The organism is Acinetobacter sp. YH12106 (genome assembly GCF_013418995.1).
GTDB classification, from domain to species: Bacteria; Pseudomonadota; Gammaproteobacteria; order Pseudomonadales; family Moraxellaceae; genus Acinetobacter; species Acinetobacter pseudolwoffii.
Genome location: NZ_VPAV01000001.1, coordinates 353,398 through 371,436, shown reverse-complemented (window position 1 = coordinate 371,436; position 18,039 = coordinate 353,398). Strand labels below are relative to the sequence as shown.

Annotated in this window: 17 protein-coding genes; 9 read left to right on the top strand and 8 right to left on the bottom strand. The window is 43.1% G+C overall.

The window, feature by feature from the left end:
* Positions 1–13 precede the first annotated feature (13 nt).
* The gene (locus FTU45_RS01900) at positions 14–883 is read left to right on the top strand and encodes a DUF2797 domain-containing protein (RefSeq protein ID WP_005096774.1); all 870 of its coding nucleotides are present in this window, start codon (positions 14–16) and stop codon (positions 881–883) included.
* Between the two features lie 63 nt (positions 884–946).
* Here the strand turns inward: FTU45_RS01900 and FTU45_RS01895 are convergent, their stop codons facing one another.
* The 3 genes from FTU45_RS01895 to FTU45_RS01885 form a co-directional block, all read right to left on the bottom strand.
* Complete coding sequence (locus tag FTU45_RS01895; RefSeq protein ID WP_005096773.1) at positions 947–2,812, bottom strand: SurA N-terminal domain-containing protein; 1,866 nt, start codon at positions 2,810–2,812, stop codon at positions 947–949.
* Positions 2,813–2,942: 130 nt separating this feature from the next.
* Entirely contained in the window at positions 2,943–3,215 is a 273-nt protein-coding gene (locus FTU45_RS01890) for an HU family DNA-binding protein (RefSeq protein WP_004786051.1), read from the bottom strand.
* Between the two features lie 157 nt (positions 3,216–3,372).
* Positions 3,373–3,852 carry a phasin family protein gene (locus FTU45_RS01885; RefSeq protein WP_005096772.1) on the bottom strand — a complete coding sequence of 160 codons (480 nt, stop codon included), beginning with the start codon at positions 3,850–3,852 and terminating at the stop codon, positions 3,373–3,375.
* A 203-nt stretch (positions 3,853–4,055) separates the two neighbouring features.
* Here FTU45_RS01885 and FTU45_RS01880 point away from each other — a divergent pair, with 203 nt between their 5' ends.
* From FTU45_RS01880 to fdx, 8 genes are all read left to right on the top strand, one after another.
* Positions 4,056–4,706 carry a hypothetical protein gene (locus FTU45_RS01880; RefSeq protein WP_005171121.1) on the top strand — a complete coding sequence of 217 codons (651 nt, stop codon included), beginning with the start codon at positions 4,056–4,058 and terminating at the stop codon, positions 4,704–4,706.
* A 112-nt stretch (positions 4,707–4,818) separates the two neighbouring features.
* Positions 4,819–5,292: an Rrf2 family transcriptional regulator gene (locus tag FTU45_RS01875; RefSeq protein ID WP_005171122.1), complete on the top strand. Its 474-nt coding sequence runs from the start codon at positions 4,819–4,821 to the stop codon at positions 5,290–5,292.
* A 1-nt stretch (position 5,293) separates the two neighbouring features.
* The gene (locus tag FTU45_RS01870) at positions 5,294–6,511 is read left to right on the top strand and encodes an IscS subfamily cysteine desulfurase (RefSeq protein ID WP_005171123.1); all 1,218 of its coding nucleotides are present in this window, start codon (positions 5,294–5,296) and stop codon (positions 6,509–6,511) included.
* 107 nt (positions 6,512–6,618) lie between these two features.
* Positions 6,619–7,005, top strand: coding sequence for a Fe-S cluster assembly scaffold IscU (gene iscU / locus FTU45_RS01865; protein WP_005096767.1), 387 nt, complete (start codon positions 6,619–6,621; stop codon positions 7,003–7,005).
* Positions 7,006–7,039: 34 nt separating this feature from the next.
* Complete coding sequence (gene iscA / locus FTU45_RS01860) at positions 7,040–7,360, top strand: iron-sulfur cluster assembly protein IscA (RefSeq protein WP_005096766.1); 321 nt, start codon at positions 7,040–7,042, stop codon at positions 7,358–7,360.
* Between the two features lie 103 nt (positions 7,361–7,463).
* The gene (hscB, locus tag FTU45_RS01855) at positions 7,464–7,979 is read left to right on the top strand and encodes a Fe-S protein assembly co-chaperone HscB (RefSeq protein ID WP_005096765.1); all 516 of its coding nucleotides are present in this window, start codon (positions 7,464–7,466) and stop codon (positions 7,977–7,979) included.
* A 34-nt stretch (positions 7,980–8,013) separates the two neighbouring features.
* The gene (gene hscA, locus FTU45_RS01850) at positions 8,014–9,873 is read left to right on the top strand and encodes a Fe-S protein assembly chaperone HscA (RefSeq protein ID WP_074382839.1); all 1,860 of its coding nucleotides are present in this window, start codon (positions 8,014–8,016) and stop codon (positions 9,871–9,873) included.
* Between the two features lie 15 nt (positions 9,874–9,888).
* On the top strand, positions 9,889–10,227 hold the full coding sequence (gene fdx / locus FTU45_RS01845; RefSeq protein WP_005171126.1) for an ISC system 2Fe-2S type ferredoxin: 339 nt from the start codon (positions 9,889–9,891) through the stop codon (positions 10,225–10,227).
* A 66-nt stretch (positions 10,228–10,293) separates the two neighbouring features.
* Here fdx and FTU45_RS01840 read toward each other — a convergent pair whose 3' ends face one another.
* The 5 genes from FTU45_RS01840 to aspA form a co-directional block, all read right to left on the bottom strand.
* Positions 10,294–11,784, bottom strand: a complete 1,491-nt coding sequence (locus FTU45_RS01840) for an adenylate/guanylate cyclase domain-containing protein (protein WP_100328685.1) — start codon at positions 11,782–11,784, stop codon at positions 10,294–10,296.
* Positions 11,785–11,840: 56 nt separating this feature from the next.
* On the bottom strand, positions 11,841–12,275 hold the full coding sequence (locus FTU45_RS01835) for an HIT domain-containing protein (RefSeq protein ID WP_004646760.1): 435 nt from the start codon (positions 12,273–12,275) through the stop codon (positions 11,841–11,843).
* Positions 12,276–12,503: 228 nt separating this feature from the next.
* The gene (gene mfd / locus FTU45_RS01830) at positions 12,504–15,962 is read right to left on the bottom strand and encodes a transcription-repair coupling factor (protein WP_180075810.1); all 3,459 of its coding nucleotides are present in this window, start codon (positions 15,960–15,962) and stop codon (positions 12,504–12,506) included.
* Between the two features lie 123 nt (positions 15,963–16,085).
* Positions 16,086–16,451 (bottom strand): hypothetical protein, encoded by a 366-nt coding sequence (locus FTU45_RS01825; RefSeq protein WP_005171129.1) that lies wholly within the window; start codon positions 16,449–16,451, stop codon positions 16,086–16,088.
* A gap of 130 nt (positions 16,452–16,581) precedes the next feature.
* The gene (gene aspA, locus FTU45_RS01820) at positions 16,582–18,024 is read right to left on the bottom strand and encodes an aspartate ammonia-lyase (protein WP_074383167.1); all 1,443 of its coding nucleotides are present in this window, start codon (positions 18,022–18,024) and stop codon (positions 16,582–16,584) included.
* Positions 18,025–18,039 lie beyond the last annotated feature (15 nt).

Sequence of the window (18,039 nt, the reverse complement as noted above, 5' to 3'; positions counted from 1 at the left end):
GTGAGTAATCTTTATGGAACTTCAGGGCATTTGCCATAAAATGCATGTCGGCCTCAAAGACCTTAGTGTAACTGATCAACAGATACAGCGGGCAAATGTTGAGTATAAATTAATTCTGGATCGTGCAGAAATTGATCTTCCGTTTAATTTAGGCCAAGACATCGAGATTGAATGGACGGGGAAGATTTATTGCGTATCTTGTGGCAATAAAACCTCAAAATCTTTCTCGCAAGGTCATTGTTTTAAATGTTTTAAGACCAATGCTTCATGTGATATGTGCATCATGAAGCCAGAAACCTGTCATTATCATTTAGGCACTTGCCGCGAAGATGAATTTGCCCAGAATGTCTGCTTTCAACCGCATATTGTCTATCTAGCCAATTCCAGTGCATTAAAGGTCGGGATTACCCGTACCAGCCAAATGCCGACCCGCTGGCTGGATCAGGGCGCAACCCAAGCCCTGCCGATTATGAAAGTTGGCTCACGTCGCCTCTCTGGCAAATTGGAAGTCATGTTTGGTACGCAGGTCGCAGACAAAACAGACTGGCGCAAGCTGCTCAAAGGTGAAGCAGAACCACTGAATCTGATTGAAGTCCGTGAACAGCTGTTAGAAGAATTTGCACCTAAAATTCAAAGCATTCGTGAAGAATTTAATCAGAATCTTGAGTTTAATGAAAATATTGAAGTGCTTGAGCAGGAATTGGCACGCGAGTTTATTTATCCGGTCGAGCAATATCCAGAAAAGATTAAATCACATAATCTGGATAAAACTCCGGTGATTCGTGGCAAATTACAGGGTATTAAAGGTCAGTATTTAATTCTGGATACCGGTGTAATCAATATGCGTAAATATACCGGTTATGAACTGATTATTCGTGCTTAAACCCTCATTTGGCTAGAGCATAAAAAACCAGCCCGCAGGCTGGTTTTTTTATTCAAGATCGTCTTATTTGATTTTTGCCTGAGATTTCAGGTAGCGCGTATAGTCATCAAATTCTTGCTGACCACGAAGTTGCTGATACAACTTCACCAACTCACTACGTTGCTCTGCACTCAATACATCCACCGGGTTTTTCTTTACTTCTGATACCGCAACCACGACCAGCTCATTTGGCATTTTCGCTGTGGTCACTGACCAATGGCCTGCTTTTGGTGTCGGAAGACTAAAAGCGGCACGTTGTACATCACGTTTTAGCAAACCTTCAGCACGGGTATACACGCCAGCATCTTCAAAAATCAAAGCACCTTTGGCGACTGATGCAGCAGGTTTGGTTTTGAACTCATCCAGAGCTTTCTGAATTTTTGCTTTTGCCAAAGCAGCGGCTTTGTCTTCAATCAATTGAGCCTGAACACGCGGTTTCGCTTCTGCCAGTGTTTGTTCACCAGCTGCATGATAGTCACGCACCTTGATCCAGGCCACATCACCATTGGCCAACTGAATGCTTGATGAAGCATTACGATCACCATTTTTGACATCATCATTAAACAGTTTGACTTTAAGGTTGGCATCGCTCAACACTGGGTCACGGGTTGAAAGTTTTACTCCTTGGGCTTTCTGAACCTGCACGCCTTTCACTTCTTGTGTAACAACCTCCAGAGAATCACTTCCCACCACCATATCATTCAAGCTATTCACCGTATCGGAGAATGCATTGGATTTTTTAGCAGCCAAAACCTCTTCAGATAAACGTGCTTTTTGTGACTCAAAAGATGGCACAGCCACATCAGGTGATTGCACAGAAATAATATGATAGCCATAATCTGTTTTCACAGGAGCAGAGACCTGACCTGATTTTAAAGAGCTAACAGTCTGGTCAAATGTGCTACCAAATACGCCAGTTTCATAGACTGCAATTGCTCCGCCTTTAGACTTGGATTCAGGATCTTCAGAATATTGTGCTGCAGCCTGTGCAAAAGTGTTACCGGCTTTAATTTTCGCTGCCACTTCTGCAGCCAGTTTTTGTGCTTCAGCATCACTACGACTGTCCGCCGTAATCAAAATATGCTTCACCTCTGGTTTAACTGCCTGTTTTTGTGTCGCAACAAAGGCTGTATACGCTTCCTGAAGTTCAGCATCTGTCACTGCCAAACCCTGTGCTTGAATATCACTTGGCTTCAACACCACATAGTCTACATCGACACTGGTCGGCTGTGTAAACGATCCCTTGTGCTGTTCATAATAGGCAGCGACTTCAGCATCGCTGACTTTGACATCTTGTTTATAACTGTCCAGATTAATACTGGAAATATGAATATGACGCTGTTCAGTCTGTAAATCGGCAATTTGCTGCATTTCGACCGGACTCACCAGTGGATAGTCCAAGAATGTCGAAGACAGCATTTTCAGCGCATGATCTTTACGCAAACTTTCGACTAAAGCACGATTGGTCATGCCAATTGATTTAAGATAGTTCTCATATAAAGCATCAGAGAACTTCCCATCTTGCTGGAAAGTCGGCTGCTGGGCAATCATCTGTACAATTTGCTGGTCACTCAGGCTGATGCCTAATTCTTCTGCCTGTTGTAGCAATAAGGTACGTGAAACCAAAGTATCCATGGCTTTCTGGTCAATGAAGCTTTGATTCAGCAAGGTTTCATCGCCATTGGCATAACTGAGATATTGTTCTTTAAATGATTTCGTCAGTGACTCTAATTCTTTTTGAGATATTTCAGTTCCGTTCACGGATTTTGCCGCATCAGAGCTCCCGCCGCTAAAATATCCTTCAATACCTACAAGCGCTAACGGGGTCAAAAACAGAACGAGTAAAACTTTACCCAACCAACCCTTAATAACTTTACGAAAAGCTTCCATAAGTATTCCAATATTTTATTTGCAAAGGATTTTAACCGAAAATACCCATTGAATGAATGTGTTAATCATCACAATTTATTTTATCAATAAAAAACGCGCCAAAGAAGGCGCGTTTCATCGCTGGGTAAGCTTAAGCTACAGCGTCTTTTAAGCCTTTACCCGCTTTGAAGCTAGGCACTTTGCTTGCTTTGATCTCAAGAGTAGCGCCAGTCTGTGGGTTACGGCCAGTACGTGCAGCACGTTCTTTTACACCGAAAGTACCAAAACCGACCAAAGTAACTGTATCACCCGCTTTTAAAGCTTCAGTAACAGAAGCAATTGTAGCATCTAAAGCTTTACCTGCGTCAGCCTTAGATAATCCCCCTTTCTCTGCAATTGCATCAATTAATTCTGATTTATTCATGAAGATTACGTCCTCTTAATATCGTTTATTTAAGGTTCAAGAATTTGTTTAACATGCCATAACGCCTTTATAGCAATGCTTTAGGTATAAACGCAATACTTAAGAACCTCTTTTTTTTCAAAAAATATGCGAAAAAAACATTGAATAATAAATAAAGTCATTTTATTTGTGTTTTTTTCGACAATTCTTCCTGCATTTTTTCTTGTTCCGCAGTCAACTGATCAACTTTGGCATGTAACTGAAGGATTAAACGTTCCAAATGTTGTACATCCTTGAGTGTGACTAATCCTATACGATTCAATGAGTGATGAACAGAGTTGTCGATCAGCTTTTCCACTTTATCTTTGGTCTCTGTGACCGACTCTTTGGCCTTTTCTGAGACCTTTTCTACAGTTTGATCTGCAATATCTGCAGTTTTAGACTCCAGTTCTTCTCCAACCTTGACCAGTGAGTCAAACAGTTTATTGCCTTCTTCTTCGGCACGTGAAAATGCTCCCAGTCCAGCCAGCCAGATCTGTTTGGTATATTTACGAAAATCAAGAGCCGATTTGCGCTCCGAGGCAGATTTGGACTTGGCTTTCATTGTTTTCTGGTTTAAAGCTTCAGCTGAGTCTTGTGCTGTTTTTGACTTGTCCATGTGCACGGCTCCTGTTTGTTTTCTGCTCAATTATTATAAATTATTCTACAAAATCACTGCATAATAGCAAATTTAGTACTTGATAGATTTGCTAAACTGTTCTACAAAGCAATTTATTTCAAGTCTAATTTGATTTAACCCTGAAATCTCTTCACAGGCAGGAAGCTTTTTCACTTTATATTTCAGGTAAGGATTGGTTGTATATGAGCGAATCGCAACAAAGTCAAAATCAACCGCATTTGTTGCTTACGATGACGTTAATTGTTTTAGAAACAATATTTACCTTCATTCTCAAGCATGATCGTGTCGTTGCATTACAAGCCAAGAAGTTTGTAGATGAAAATATCTCGATTAAAATCAATAGCTATATTCCATATTTCGACTTTTATGTGCAATTCACCACAAATGGTCTTTTATTTGACCATAAAGCACCGGGTCGCATTGTAGATCTGGATGTGCGTACCACACTTCCCGATCTGATCAAAATTTTTATTTTTGGCAATCGTCGTAGCATTCGTAGTATGCGCATTGATGGTCATCAGGTTTTGAAAGACGAATTTCGTGATTTATTAACCGTATTCAGCTTGCCAAAAGTATTAGCCGACTGGAAACACTGGCTGTCTGAAACACCCACTGATGAAACGGAAATTATTGCGTCCAAAAAGCGTATAGCACCACTCTTAAAGAAAATTGAAGAGCAGCGTTCCAAGATCAATACCTTGCAGGTAGAAGTCAAACAGTATAAAAACCGCCTGAAACGGATCGAACGCCGTCAAAAGCGCATTAATATTGTTTTTGGCCTGAGTAGCATACTTTTGATTACGTTATTAGTGTATAATTGGCTCAGTATCTAAATCTTTCATTATGAAAAAATTAAATCCCACTAAGGTCTACTAAAAATAACTTGACTAATTTAGTCGGGATTCTTAAAATCGACACATCTAGTCTAACCATGTGTATCGAATCATGCGCCTAACCACTCGCGGTCGCTACGCTGTGACTGCTCTACTTGATCTAGCTTTGCAGCCTTCTGAAAAAACGATTACGCTCGCCGAAATTGCGGCACGTCAAACTATTTCTGTTGCCTATCTTGAGCAGTTATTTGCGAAACTCAAGCGCCATGGCTTAGTTTCAAGTGTTCGTGGAGCAAATGGTGGATACCATTTAGCACGTAATGCAGATGAAATTACTGTGTTAGCAATTATCGAAGCTGTAAACGAAACAGTTGATGCGACTCGCTGTGACCATAAAGGCAACTGCCAGAATGGTGCGATGTGCTTGACTCATGATTTATGGCAGGAACTCTCCCACCACATTGCCGATTATTTAGCAAAAATCTCGCTTGCTGATCTGGTTGCACGTGACAATGTACAAACAGTGTCATTACGCCAAAATTCAGCATCCTTTGATTCAGCCCTTTTATCGGTTACAGGTATTTGACATGAAACGTCCGATTTATCTTGATTATGCAGCTACGACTCCGGTAGATCCTCAGGTTGCTGAACGTATGATGGAATGTTTAACATTCGAAGGTACCTTCGGTAATGCTGCATCTCGTTCACATGCTTATGGCTGGCAAGCAGAAGAAAAAGTTGAATATGCACGTGAACAGGTCGCTAATTTAATTAAAGCTGATCCACGTGAAATCGTATGGACTTCAGGTGCAACCGAATCAGACAACCTTGCGCTTAAAGGTGTGGCTCATTTCTATGCATCGAAAGGTAAACATATCATTACCTCTAAAATCGAACACAAGGCAATTTTAGATACGTGCCGTGAGTTAGAGTCTGAAGGTTTTGAGATTACCTATATTGAACCACAGCCGCAAACCGGTTTAATTACTCCGGAAATGGTTCAAGCAGAAATTCGTCCAGATACGATTCTGGTTTCACTGATGATGGTGAACAACGAAATCGGTACGGTTACTGATGTTGCAGCGATTGGTGAAATCACTCGTGCCAACAAAATTTTCTTCCATGTCGATGCAGCACAAGCGGCAGGTAAAGTTGAAATTGATCTTTCAACTTTAAAAGTAGACCTGATGAGCTTCTCTGCGCACAAGATCTACGGCCCCAAAGGTATTGGTGCCCTGTTTGTACGTCGTAGCCCACGTGTACGCCTTAAAGCTGAAATGCATGGTGGCGGTCATGAACGTGGTATGCGTTCAGGTACGCTGGCAACGCATCAAATCGTGGGGATGGGTGAAGCATTCGAACTTGCAGGCAAGAATCTGGAAGCTGAACAAACCCGCTTACGTGTACTTCGCGACAAGCTTTGGAATGGCGTACAAGACCTTGAACAGGTGTTCTTGAATGGTCATCCTACACAAAACGTAGCGAACTACTTGAATATCAGCTTCAACTTTGTTGAAGGTGAATCACTGATGATGGCCTTGAAAGATGCTGCGGTATCTTCAGGTTCAGCATGTACCTCTGCAACACTGGAACCCTCTTATGTACTTCGTGCATTGGGTCTTTCAGACGAGCTTGCACACAGTTCGATCCGCTTCAGCTTTGGTAAATACACCACTGAAGAAGATATCGACCATGTATTGAGTATCACTAAAGCTGCTGTTGAGAAGTTACGTGAACTTTCTCCGCTTTGGGATATGTTTAAAGAAGGTATCGACCTTTCTAAAGTTGAATGGGCTGAGCACTAATCTTCATTCTGAGATAGTGACCAATCGGTTGCTATCTCATTGAGAAAAGTTTTTTAACCCCCATATTTAATAATACTAAGGCTGACCCCGAGGTTTGGAGAAGCAACATGGCTTATAGCGAAAAAGTAATTGATCATTACGAAAACCCTCGTAATGTTGGCGTTTTAGATAAAAATGCTGAAAACGTTGGTACGGGTATGGTTGGTGCACCCGCATGTGGTGACGTGATGCGTTTACAGATTCAAGTCAACGATGCAGGCGTAATTGAAGAAGCACGTTTTAAAACCTATGGTTGTGGTTCAGCAATCGCATCAAGTTCTTTGGTGACTGAATGGCTCAAAGGTAAAACTTTGGATCAAGCTCAAGCAATCAAGAATATCGATATTGCAACTGAACTGGCACTTCCACCAGTAAAAGTACACTGCTCTGTTCTTGCAGAAGATGCAATTAAAGCAGCTGTAGAAGACTACCGTAGCAAGAAAGTTAAAGCTTAATTGTTCCACGTTTTGAAATTTTAACGGAGTTTTCATGATCCATTTAACTGAAAATGCTGCAACTCATATCAGCAATTATTTAAAAAATCGCGGTAAGGGTGAAGGCATTCGCGTTGGTGTGAAAACTTCAGGCTGTTCTGGTCTGGCTTATGTACTCGAGTTCGTTGACGAAGTCGATACACATGACCAAGCATTTGAGCAGTTTGGGGTTAAAGTATTCATTGATCCGAAAAGTCTGGTTTATCTTGAAGGTATGGAGATGGACTATGTTAAAAACGGCTTGAACGAAGGCTTTGAATTTAACAACCCCAACAAAAAAGGCGAATGCGGTTGTGGTGAATCCTTCACTGTATAAACCCGGCAGTTATTCTCTTTTGACATTAAAACAGTGTGTTTCACACTGTTTTAATTGCATTTATACAGTTATTTTTGCACATTAATCGCGGACCCCATCTCCCATGAATCATTTTGAGCTGTTCAATCTTCCAGTAGCACTCGATATTGATTTGGCAACTTTAAAAACTGAATTTTTAAAGTTACAGCAACAATATCATCCCGATAAAGCTGAAGACAAAGATCAGGCCCTGATTAAATCAAGTGATATCAATCAGGCTTTTAAAGTTTTGTCAGCGGTCGATAGCCGTGCAGCGTATTTATTATCCCTCAAGAAACAGGATTATCACTTAGATCAATCGATCAGTGATTTTGAATTCTTGCAGGACGCTCTGGAAATTCGTGAACAACTCGACGATGCCACCTCTGCTGAAGATTTAACTTCACTGAAAGTTGAAGTACAGCAATGGATTGACGGTCTGGTTCGTGAGTTTAAAATTGACTATACCGATGAAGACTGGGCTGAAGCACGCGATACAGTGCGTAAACTACGCTTCTTTGTTAAAGTCATGGCAGATATCGACAAGGCGGAAGACCGCTTCCTGGACGATGACAGCTTTGACCTTGATGATGATTTCTAATTTTTAATATTTAACGTGCAAAGGATGTAACACTATGGCTCTCTTGCAAATTGCAGAACCAGGTCAATCAAGTGCACCACATGAACACCGCATTGCGATTGGTATCGATTTAGGCACCACCCACTCTTTGGTTGCCACGGTTCTTTCAGGTAAAGCCAAAGTGCTGAATGACGAACAAGGTCGTGTGCTACTTCCTTCTATCGTGCATTATGCAGAACAGCAGACTCAATATGGTAATGAAGCCGCGCCTTTTATTACCAGCGATCCTAAAAATACCATCGTTTCAGTCAAGCGTTTCATGGGGCGCTCTCAAGCGGATATCAAATTCCAGCATCCTTATGCCTTGGTCGGCGAAGCGAATGAAATGCCGGCTTTTGAAACCGCACAAGGTCGTAAAACTCCGGTTGAAATTTCTGCAGAAATTTTAAAGCAGCTCAAAGATCGTGCTGAAGCAAGTCTGAAAAATCCGGTGAATGGTGCAGTGATTACCGTTCCAGCGTATTTTGATGAAGCACAGCGTCAGGCAACCCGAGATGCTGCCCAGCTTGCCGGTTTGAATGTTTTACGTTTATTGAATGAGCCAACCGCTGCTGCTGTGGCTTATGGCCTCGATCAGGAAAGCAACTTGAGTACAGATCGCAACTATGTGATTTATGACTTGGGTGGCGGTACTTTCGACGTTTCGATTTTGCGTTTTTCGCAAGGCGTGTTTGAAGTGCTTGCGACTGGTGGCCACACTGCCCTCGGTGGTGATGACCTGGACCGTTTAATTTTGAAATGGGCCAAGAAACAGCTAAACATCGAAACTTTAGATGATGCTGAATATGCACATTTTATTGTGGCAGCACGTAAGGCCAAAGAAGCTTTGTCTGATGCAGATTCAGTTCAACTCAAATTACTCGATCAAGTTTTAAACCTTGACCGTCCAACCTTTGAAGAAATCATTAAAGTTGCTTTGGACAAAACCATCAGCGTATGTAAACGTGTGATGCGTGATGCCAAGCTTGAACTGGATGACATTCAAAATGTGGTTCTGGTGGGTGGCTCAACCCGTTCTTATGCCGTACAAAAAGCAGTTGGTGACGTATTTAGCCAAGAACCGCTGTGCACGATTAACCCGGATGAAGTGGTTGCCATTGGCGCATCGATTACAGCAAACCAACTGATAGGCAACTCAACCGATGGTTCATTGTTATTAGACGTGACCCCATTGTCTCTTGGTCTTGAAACCATGGGCGGACTGGTGGAACGTCTGATTTCACGTAATACTGCCATTCCTGTAGCACGTCGTCAGGAATTTACTACCTATCAAGATGGCCAGACTGCCATGTTGATCCATGTGGTTCAAGGTGAACGTGATCTGGTTGAACATTGTCGTAGTCTGGGTCGTTTTGTCTTGCATAACATTCCACCAATGACAGCCGGTCAGGCACGTATCGAAGTAACTTTCCAGGTCGATGCTGATGGTTTGTTGACGGTATCTGCCAAAGAAACAACATCTGGCGTGCATGCGCAAATTGATATTAAGCCATCTTATGGCTTATCTGGTGAAGATACCGAGCGCCTGTTGCTTGACGGTTATAAATTTGCCGAGGAAGATAAAAATCTGCGTCATTTGAATGAAACCAAAGTTGAAGCCCAGCGTGAGCTGGAAGCACTGGTTCAGGCACTAAAAGTAGATGCCGCTCTGTTGACTGAAGAGCAACTGGCAGCACTGCAAACTGCACAGGCACAACTTGAAACCGAGCTTCAAGGTTCAGACATCAAAGCGATTGAATCTGCAGTTGAACAGCTTAAAATACATAGTGATGCTTTTGCAGCAGCACGTATGAATCAACATATTGATGCCGCTCTTAAGGGCACTAAACTCGACGACTGGTCAAACTCAAACTAATTTAAGGTAACGACTATGCCACGTATTAAAGTTCTTCCACATGCGCAGATTTGCCCCGAAGGTGCTGAGTTTGAAGTCGAACACAATGCCAACCTGTGCGAAAGCCTGCTCAAAAATGGCATTAAAATCGAACATGCCTGCGATATGTCAGCTGCATGTACAACGTGCCACGTTGTGGTACGTCAAGGCTTCGACAGCCTCGAAGAAATGGATGATGTAGAAGCAGATTTACTGGATCGCGCTTGGGGTCTGGAACCTGATTCGCGTCTTTCTTGTCAGGTCACACTGGTCGATGAAGATCTGGAAATTGAAATTCCAAAATACACCATCAATCACGCTTCGGAAAATCATTAAGATTTTTCTTGAAAGATCATATAAAAAACCACGCTTAGACGTGGTTTTTTATATTTATGAGAATGATTAAATTATTTTGGAGTCTTTGAGTGATTCAAATTCGTCTTGTGGTTGAAGATGCTCAATCACTTCATCTTCAAGTTTAAGCTTGACGATGCCCTGAGAGTTGGTCAATTTCTGCTGAGTTTCAATGCGTTTAATCATTTTTTCCAGTACATGAATCAATTCTGGATATTCAAAGTTTTGTACTTCGTCCAGATTGAGCAGTAAATGAAAGCCTTTATATTCATAGTCGAACCAACGTTGATACTCAATTTTCTGCGATGCATATTTTTCCATTAGCTGCCAGGTTCTTACCGGTGCTTTAATGCCTTTCAAGAAAATTGGTTTCTTCGGCGCACATAAATAATCATTTTTGATCAGATTATGAGTATCTTCTGAAATCAGGATTTCATCCACTTCAGCTGCACTCTGTAAGCGCGCTGCCAGATTGGCATCCCGTCCTACAATGGTATAGGCCATCCGATGCGTCGCACCATAATTCCCGACGTGGCAATAACCGGTCGAAATACCCATACGGATATGCAGTGGCGGATAACCCATTTTAATCCAGCGCTCACGCAGCAGTTTCATTTGCTGACGCATGGCAATCGCCATTTCCATACAGTTCTTGGCATCCTGCTCTACGCCTTCAGAGTTTGGATCACCAAAGAAAATCAGGATGGCATCACCCATAAATTTATCGACAGTCGCTTCATAATTTTTGGCGATTTCGGTCATGTGCCGCAAATAATCATTGAGCAAGAATGCTAAATCATCTGGAATAAGCGTTTCAGACAGTTCTGTAAAGCCTTGAATATCCGAGAAGAAAATTGTTAACTTTTTACGTTTATATTCAATTTTCGCTTCAGATTCACCTTTCATGATGGATTGCCACAACTGCACAGGCGCATAACGACTCAGCTGATTGGCAAATTCCATATAACGGTTCATCTGTTCAAAATAATGATTTTTCTTCTGGGTCATATACTGCACACGACCACTCTGATAAAAACTTCCGACACCAAAATAGGTAATCAGGCAGATGAAGCCTAAAACCGTTAGTTCACTGCTTGTCGGTTCAAAATAAGTCCCAAAACCAAAGACCAGAATATTGGCCAGATAAAAAACGGTGATCCCGACCAGACTGGCCAGAGAAGCCATCATCAATGAAATTTTATTACTGATCGCGGTATAGAGTATTGCCACCAAACCCAGCAAGGACAATACCAAATCCAGCTGTACTGCGGCTAAAACCACTACAATGACAATAACATCAATCAGAAAAAGAACATTGCGCCGAATACGATAATCATGGCGATAGATCAACCAGCGCGACAGTTTCGAGCTAATCAATAAAATCAGGAATAAAAACACAGGAACAAAGAGCTGATACTGAGTATCCGGTTCAGTGTAATGAAAGACGACCAAAACCAGAGACAGCATGATATAGCCCATCAAGCGATGAAAATATTCAAACTGTTGTGGTTCTTTTTGAATCCAGTCGTCTAATTGCATTCAGTCACTCCCTGAAATCCGCAATCGTTCATAGATCTCGGAATACTTGGGGCTAATCAGTCCATACGCCAGTCAAATGGCATATCGCCTTGACCACGTAGCGCCAGCATGAGTGTTTGACGCATATGTGCTAATACTTCACTGCTATAAGGAACAGCTGGTGTACCCCAAACAGGCTTCGGCCATGCTACATCGTTCTGATAACGAACCACATGATGAAAATGCAATTGCGGAACCATATTGCCCAATGCCGCGACATTCATTTTATCCGCACGGAAAACACGTGCCAGCTGGCTTGATAACCAGCTTGATTCACGTAAAAACTGCTCTTGGTCAGCTTGGCTCAATTCATATAATTCAGAGACACCCGGCACACGTGGAATCAGGATCAGCCAGGGAAATTGCATATCATTCATCAAACGACATGTTGACAAAGGAAAGTCGCCTACAAAAAAAGTATCTTGAGCAAGTTGTGGATGCAAACTAAACATATCTTTATAAATGATGCAAAATTAGAATGATGGCTAATACTAACATATCCAACCGAAGCTGAATATTGAAAGCAATGTGTTTAAAGACAAATTCTCATGATTTGTTGCAAGGCGCATCACGAGAATTTGTTCGAACATTTCATTAAAAAATCTGGTTTATCATTCCTGAAAATTTCAATGAAAATGAAATGTATCATGAAGTTTTAAACTGATTTAGTCTAAATCAAATTAGCCCACTTCTTTCAATAGACTGTCCAGCAAATCCTGAATAAACTGAATCCGCTTTTGGTAATCTTCCAGCATGACCATGACCTTAAGACGTTGCCCGCCATTCATCCGGAAATAGGTTGGATGTTTCTGCATCATCTGGATAATGGTCATGGCCTGAACCGGGGTATCTGGCGCGAATTCCACATGCCCACCTTGAGCACTAATATCAATTTTGGTGATGCCAAGCTGCTCGGCTTTGAGACGAATCTGATGTACGGCAAAGAGCTGTTTGACCGGTTGTGGCGGTATGCCAAAACGGTCGATCAATTCCATCCGGATATTGTCCAGTTTTTCCTGAGTATCAGTATTACTGATACGCTTATAGAACAACAGACGCTGATGCACATCTCCGAGATAATCATCCGGAATGAGCGCTGGCATATGCAGGGTAATTTCTGCGGTCAATGACAAGGGTGCATCGAAGTTTGGGGTTTTACCTTTTTGAATGGCTTTGGTGGCTTTTTCCAGCATTTCCATATATAGGCTATAACCAATCGCCTGCATTGAACCGCTCTGCTGTTCACCGAGTAATTCACCTGCCCCGCGAATTTCCAGATCTTCGGTGGCCAGCATAAATCCGGCCCCCAAGGTCGAAGCACGCTGGATCGCATCCAGACGTTTTTCGGCATCGCCTTTTAAGGCTTTTAAAGACGGCACCATTAAATAGGCATAGGCCTGATGATGCGAGCGCCCGACTCGGCCACGGAGCTGATGTAATTGTGCCAGGCCCAGTTTGTCTGCACGTTCAATCAAAATGGTATTGGCATTCGGGACATCAATCCCGGTTTCAATAATGGTCGAACACACCAGAACATTGTATTCTTTATGATAGAACTGTTGCATGACCTGCTCCAGTTCACGTTCACGCATCTGCCCGTGGGCCACAATCACCCGCGCTTCCGGCACCAATGTACGGATATGCTCGGCGGCACGGTCAATCGTATCGACTTCATTGTGCAGGAAATAGACCTGACCACCACGCAACAGTTCACGCAGAATCGCTTCTTTAATGGTGTCATCGGTATGTTCTTGCACAAAGGTTTTCACCGCAAGACGGCGTGCCGGCGGTGTGGCAATAATCGATAGATCACGCATGCCACTAAAGGCCATATTTAGTGTACGCGGAATTGGAGTGGCTGTCAGGGTCAACATATCCACATCGGCACGCATCGCCTTGATCCGCTCCTTGTCACGTACTCCGAAGCGATGTTCTTCATCGACAATCATCAGGCCAAGATTTTTAAACTGGACATTTTCCTGCAAAATTTTATGCGTACCAATCACGATATCCACTTTGCCTTCAATCAGGTCGTCAATGGTCTTGGTATGTGCTTTGGAAGAACCGAAACGTGACAGCACTTCAATCCGGACCGGCCAATCGGCAAAGCGGTCTTTGAATGAATCATAGTGCTGCTGTGCCAGCAAGGTGGTCGGCACCAGAATCGCCACCTGCCGGTTATTCTGTACCGCAACAAATGCAGCACGCATCGCCACTTCCGTTTTACCAAAGCCGACATCACCACAGACCAGTCGATCCATCGGTTTGGCTTGTTGCATGTCATGCAGCGTGGCTTCAATCGCATTGGCCTGATCCAGTGTTTCTTCATAGGCAAAGCCACTAGCAAACTGCATGTACAGACTTTGATCAATTTCAAAACTGATGCCGGGTTTAGAGACACGGCGTGCCTGAATATGCAGCAACTCGGCCGCAACATCATGAATCTGTTCCAGCGCTTTATGTTTGGCTTTATTCCATGCATCTGTCCCGAGCTTATGCAATGGTGCCAGATCCGGATCACCACCGCTATATCGGCTGATTAAATGCAGATTGGTCACCGGCACATAGACTTTGGCCGCATCGGCATAATCCAGCTGCAAGAATTCATGATCCTGATCATCAATACTTAAGGTGACCAGACCGGCATAACGCCCCACTCCATAATCAATATGCACCACAGGCGCGCCCATGGTCAGTTCAGTCAGACTGCGAATCAGAAATTCTTCTGAAACTTCCTGCTGACGTTTACGGCGGCGTTGTACCACGCGATGTTCATAGAGCTGGTTTTCAGAAATAATGCTGACACGATCGGTCAGCACCAGACCACGCTCTAAAGGCGCATTGGTAATCGCAATCGCATACAGGGAGGTGATAAAGCTCTCAAAGTTATCAACCGTCGGAATATCACCCAGACTTGGTCGTAACGCATCTTTTAAGCTTTCACGGCGTCCGGCACTCTCGGCCACCAGCAGCACCGGATGATTGGCCTGATCGATATATTTTTTGACTTCAATAAATGGTTTTTCACGTTTTGGATCGACAGGCAGACGTGGTGGCAACTGGGTATCGAGGTTCAACACGCCGGCTTTTTGGTCAAAAGGCGTTTGGGCGGCAATAATACGTGCAAATTGATTCAGCTGCTCCAGAACCTGATTGGTTTGAAAGAACAGGCTGTCTGGGGGTAGGATCGGCTGATCAACATTGTGACGGCGATCTTCATAACGGCGCACCACATCTTGCCAGAATTGGGTCAAACTCTCGTCTAAAGCCCGATCTGTAATGACAATGCCATTCTTTGGTAAGTACGAAATAAGTGAGCTTTGGTCTTGCATGGCCTCAGCACTGAAAAACAAGGGCAAATAAAACTCGATTCCCGGTGAAACAATGCCCTCGATCACATCTAGATAGATCGGGTTTTTCTTCGGATTGGCAGTCGGGAAAAATTCGGCATAGCGGTCACGGAACGTCGCACGGCCTTCCTTGAGCGGAAATTCCTGTGCCGGCAATACGGTAAACTGTTGCAAACTTTGTGTGGTGCGCTGAGTTTCGGAATCGAAAAATTTCAGGCTTTCAATTTCATCATCAAACAGGTCAATCCGAATCGGTGCTTCCTGCCCCGAGGCATAAATATCCATGATACTGCCGCGTACCGCAAACTCACCCGGATCATAAACCGTATCGACCAGATGATAACCGGCCTGAATCAGCTTTTTCTTCTGTTGTTCCAGATCGAATTTCTGTCCGACGTGAATATCAAAATGTTCACCCAAAATCCATGAAGTCGGTGCGATACGCTGTGCCAAGGTTGAGGCAGAAAGTAACAGCACGCCAGTTTTTGGCATATTGGATAAAATCGCCAGACGTTCCGAGACAATATCCTGGTGCGGAGACAGGCGGTCATAAGGCAAAATTTCCCAATCTGGAAAAATCGTGGGTTTAATCCCATAAAATTCCAGTTCACTTTCCAGTTGACCCAAATGCTGGTTATTGCGTGCAATCACAATAAATAAACGCGATTGCTGCTGCACGATTTCTTTGAGCAACAATGCCGTCGAGGAACCTTGCAGATTGCCTAACCAGCGTTTCTCGCCTGCTTTGAGTTGTGGTAAATTGAGTTGGGAAATTTCTTGTTGGAACATGGATATAGCTTTAAAGTCTAAATAACCTGAGGCTTATACTAGCACGATGATCTCAGGATATTTTGTTATTTTTATGCAGTCTTGCCACATCCATACGCTTCGATTTCAAGCCACTTTTAACACTTATTTTTTCTCTCGCAGAAAGTTACGATAATAATCATTTAACTTCTTGAGGATCATTTTAAATTGCAGCAGGTTCTCTTCGGTATTTCCCAAAGTCACATTAAAACGCTGATGGGCAATTTCCAGATCAATCTTTTCATTGATCAGCATCGCGGTGTCGTATAAAGCTTTTAAATCATCAAACTGTTTTAGACGGCGATTGGACAAATATTCTAAGCGTGCGGCCAGTTCCTGATTTAAGTCAATGCCATCCACGATATAACCTGTGCCTTCGACATGCTGGATATTCTGCTCGTCTAAATATAACTGTGCAGCAGTCGGTTTATTAGTTTTAAATAATGCACTGATTTTATCAAACATCGCCATTTACCTAGCCAAATAAAGTTCAGACCCTAGTCTAGATGAAAATGCCTCAAATCCACATATCGAACTTGAGGCAAATTGTCAAAATCACAACAATCAGTTGAGTTGAGCTGTTTCAAGACAATTTATGCTATCAAGAAACCTGTTCGAGCTGACTCTCTGCTACAGGTATTTCAGACACCAGATTTTCAAATGCAAAGATTTCTTCTAATTGTGTTTCGCTTAATAAACCGAGTTCCAATACCACTTGCGGCACGGTTTTATTTTCACGCATACATTGTTTACCAATTTCATCACATTTGGCATGCCCCAGAATCGGCTCAAGTAAGGTCACAATCCCGACACTGCGCATGACCGAACTTAAACAGATTTCTTCATTGGCCTGAATGCCAGCAATACATTTCTGATTCAGGGTTTGCATGCCTTGAGTCAACAATTGAATCGACTCATTCATGGTCAGGGCAATCACAGGTTCCATCACATTCAGTTGTAACTGCCCAGCTTCCGCTGCCATAGTAATGGTCAAATCATTACCGATGACCCGGAAGGCAATCTGATTGACCACTTCCGGAATCACAGGATTGATTTTTGCCGGCATAATTGATGAGCCTGCTTGCAATTCCGGTAAGCGAATTTCAGCCAGACCTGTACGTGGTCCCGAGCTAAGCAAGCGCAAGTCATTACAGATTTTGGACAGTTTCACTGCCAGGCGTTTTAAACTGCTCGACAAGATAATAAAGACACCACAATCACTGGTGGCCTCCACATAATCTTCTGCACCTTTTAAAGGCAGCCCCGTCAGGTGCGCCAAAGTTTCGACGACTCGCGTCGCATAACCTGGCGGCGTGTTTACCCCAGTCCCGATCGCTGTTGCACCTAAATTGACTTCCAGCAATAACTGGCGCATCTGCTCAATCAGTTTTAAATCTTCCTTTAATAAAGTCGCAAAAGCCCGGAATTCCTGCTCCATGGTCATCGGGACGGCATCTTGCAACTGGGTACGCCCCATCTTGATCACATACTGAAATTCGGCTGCCTTCGTATATAAACAGTCAATCAGTGCTTTCAGCACTGCCAATAATTCATTCAGGCTGCTATAAGTTGCCAAACGTAAAGCGGTTGGATAGACATCATTGGTCGATTGCGAAGTATTCACATGATCATTCGGATGCAGGATGTGATACTCACCTTTATGATGCCCCAAGATCTCTAAGGCGATATTAGCAATGACTTCATTGGCATTCATATTAATTGACGTACCAGCACCGCCCTGATAAGGATCAAGTGGAAAGGCCGCTTGCCAGTTTTCAGGATGCTGAATCAATTCATTACAGGCTCTTTGAATAGCAGTACTCGTCTGCTCGGATATTTTTTGAAAATGCAGGTTGGTCTGTGCCGAAGCTTTTTTGACCTGAGCCAATGCACGAATAAAATGTGATTGTTGCCCTATAGCCAATCCTGAAATCTGGAAATTTTCGATGGCACGTAAAGTGTGAATCCCATAATAGCTGTGTAATGGGATCTGTTTTTCCCCCAATAAGTCACGTTCAATGCGGGTCGGTTCGATTTGCAGCATATTGTCCACTAAAAA